General features: G+C 55.4%; 3 protein-coding genes. 2 read left to right on the forward strand and 1 reads right to left on the reverse strand.

Going from position 1 to position 2,150, the window contains the following annotated elements; genetic code table 11:
- Positions 1 to 181, forward strand: a 181-nt coding sequence (locus tag L691_RS32590) for a hypothetical protein (protein ID WP_036735968.1), incomplete at its 5' end; no start/stop codon positions are given.
- Here L691_RS32590 and L691_RS0107605 read toward each other — a convergent pair.
- A complete protein-coding gene (locus tag L691_RS0107605) occupies positions 156 to 806 on the reverse strand; it encodes a DedA family protein (protein WP_025689771.1) in 651 nt (216 codons plus the stop codon). The genes L691_RS32590 and L691_RS0107605 overlap by 26 nt on opposite strands.
- Positions 807 to 972: 166 nt before the next feature.
- Here L691_RS0107605 and L691_RS28235 point away from each other — a divergent pair, with 166 nt between their 5' ends.
- Positions 973 to 2,058: a polysaccharide deacetylase family protein gene (locus tag L691_RS28235; protein ID WP_051459326.1), complete on the forward strand. Its 1,086-nt coding sequence runs from the start codon at positions 973 to 975 to the stop codon at positions 2,056 to 2,058.
- The last annotated feature ends 92 nt before the right edge of the window (positions 2,059 to 2,150 follow it).

Raw genomic sequence — 2,150 nt, forward strand, 5'->3', positions numbered from 1 at the left:
TAGTACGCTGCTCGGCTTGTCCATGCTGCTGGCCGGTTATCTGCTAACCAGAGCGGAGCCCCGCATGATAGGGCTTGCGGGAGGCGTCTGTTTTTCCACAATTGCCGTTGTGCTGGGGGTGTACGCATGGATAAAGGACAGAAAGGGCCAGAAGGTCAGCGTTCTTCCGAGGACTCCTTAACCCTGACCGCTACGCTGAGCGCTCTAACTCTGCGGCTGAAACGGAAGCGGTAGATGAGAACCATCGCGGCCACCAGGACGGCAGCCAGTACGATCCATGGGGCATAAGCCTCAAACAGATGGAATACAGCCGTCCACTGGGGTCCGAACAGCCGGCCGATTCCGAGAAACAGAATGACCCAGAACAGCGCGCCGCCATAGGCGTACAGGGCAAACTTGCGGAAAGGAAGAGCGATAATGCCGGAGAAATAACCGGTAAAATGGCGCACGCCGGGGATGAAATAACCGATTGTAATCAGCCCGCTGCCGTACCGCTCGAACCAGCGCTGCGTTTTTTCAAGCTTGGCGGGAGAGAACAAAAACCACCGGCCGTACCGCTGAATAAACGGCATTCCGGCTTTGAGGCCGATGAAATAGGTGATCGTCATTCCGATTGTCGTCCCGAAGAATGCGACGATAATCAATATCATAAAGTCGAGCTGTCCCGTATAGGACAGGTATCCGGCAAAAGCCATCGTCGTCTCCCCGGGAAAGGGCAATGCGATAAATTCCAGCAGCAGCCCGAAGAACAGCACGTTATATCCATACTTCCCGAATAATTCCTGTATCCAATTCAGCATTTCCATAGTTGATGTCACTCTCCAAAAAGATGGGCATACGCCGTTTTAAGTTTTTTCCATACTTCCGGCACCGGCTGTTTCATTAGCAGAAGGGCATGTCTAATTCGCGGCCTGTCCTCATATAATCCAACAGAAGGCTGTAGCAGCCAATAGAATGCTGGAGGTTGAGAATATGGTTCGGAAAAAGCGCGGAATCAGCCGCCATACGGCTGTCCGGCTTGTGCTTGCCGCTGTGGTCCTCGCAGCCGCTCTGATTTACCGTGAAGCAGGAAATTTCCCTTTCGGGAAATCATCCGGGACGCTTCATGCCGCGGACAGCGGCGGAGCCGCCAAAGGAAGGGACGGCGCATCATCCGATTCGGCAATCTCCGGTGCTCTGAGCGGACAAGCACAATCTGGCTTGCCGGTGCGCGGCAGCAGCCAACCGATGCCATTCGTCGGCCTGCCGCCTGCTTTTCCAGAAGGCCGGGCGCCGGGATCCCGCATCTCTAGGGTCCCCGTAAGCAAGGCCAAAACCATGCCGGCGGCCACCCAGAAAAGCGCCGTGCCAAAGAACGTCTATCTCACCTTCGACGACGGGCCCAGCGCCGTTACCCCCAAAGTGCTTGAGATTCTGCGTCGGGAGCAGGTAAAGGCGACGTTTTTTGTGCTCGGAGACCAGGCCGAAACCCGCCCTGAGCTGATAAACGCGATCTGGGAACAGGGAAATGTCATCGGTAATCATACCTATAATCACAATTATAAAGATTTATACAGCGGCTTTACACATTTCTGGAGCCAAATCAAAAAAACGGAGGAAATCATCCGCCAGATTACCGGCGTGCGGCCGCAGCTTGTCCGCGCCCCCGGCGGAACATACGGACATTTTGATGATACCTACTTCCATCTGATGAAGCAAGCGGGCTACCTGGCTACGGACTGGACGGTGGACAGCGGCGATTCGGCACGGAGGGGAGTTCCGGCTGCTGAAATACTGAAGAACTCGGTTCAGGGTACCCAGTCTTCCAGAGTCGTTCTGCTGCTTCATGACGGAGCAGGACATCAGGCAAGCGCAAAGGCGCTGCCGGAAATCATTAAAAAGTATAAAGCAGCGGGTTATGTGTTCAAGACGCTGGACGCCAGCAGCGAGCCGGTTCAGTTCAAGGCTCATCCGGGCAAGGGGGCCGCGAAACGAACAAAGCCTGACGAAGCTTGGATTGCCGCCAATATAACCCCGAAGCCGCCTTATTTGCGCCAGGAAAACCGCTGGCAGTGGTAACCGGAATGCTGCAAGCCTCGCTGCAGCCGGGGGAATACCGGATTGAGAACGGCCAATATATCGTCCCGCTGCGAGCCGTAGTCGAGCGGCTT

Source organism: Paenibacillus zanthoxyli JH29, from assembly GCF_000520715.1.
GTDB classification, from domain to species: domain Bacteria; phylum Bacillota; class Bacilli; order Paenibacillales; family Paenibacillaceae; genus Paenibacillus_AQ; species Paenibacillus_AQ zanthoxyli.

Coding starts and splice junctions, on each gene's coding strand:
- L691_RS0107605 (WP_025689771.1), bottom strand. CDS start 806: ATGGAAATGCTGAATTGGATACAGGAATTATTCGGGAAGTATGGATAT.
- L691_RS28235 (WP_051459326.1), top strand. CDS start 973: ATGGTTCGGAAAAAGCGCGGAATCAGCCGCCATACGGCTGTCCGGCTT.